At 64.6% G+C, this 483-nt stretch carries 1 pseudogene; it reads right to left on the reverse strand.

Annotated elements, in window-relative coordinates:
* Positions 1–93: 93 nt before the first annotated feature.
* Positions 94–483: pseudogene (locus tag EOC06_RS40570) on the reverse strand (IS21 family transposase); the annotation flags it as partial.

Here is a 483-nt window from a genome sequence, read left to right on the forward strand (position 1 = left end):
TCCTCGAAGGCTTTGGCCATGCCGGCCAGGCCAAGGGCGAGGAGGCGTTCATGAGTAGGGTGTGCGAGCATTTTTCTCTCCTGATGATGAGGGTCAGTGGAAGTAGGAGCGGCCACGGATGTTGCCGTGGCGTAGGGGTTTGGGCTCGGGTTCCGGGTCCGCGAAGGCGCGGTCCAAGCCAGACTTGAGGATGGAGCGAATGGAGCCAACAGAGCGGGCCTGGATGGTGTTTCCACGCCGGCAGGCTGCTTCCAGACGGGCAGCGCCGTAGGTTTTCTGCAGGGCGAAGATGCCCAGGCAAGTGCGGAACCCTTGCTCGGGATGAGGCCGAGCCATCATGATCGCCGTGGTCAGGGCTGCCGTGGACGGACCTATTTTCTCCGCTACGAAGCTGATCCGTGTCGGCGTCCAGGAGGCGTGCCGCCGATGGGCGCTGGGCATGTGATCGGCAAGCGTGGCATGGTTGCGCCGGCCCGGGGGGAC

This window comes from Mesorhizobium sp. M7A.F.Ca.MR.362.00.0.0, from assembly GCF_004023175.1.
GTDB lineage: Bacteria > Pseudomonadota > Alphaproteobacteria > Rhizobiales > Rhizobiaceae > Mesorhizobium.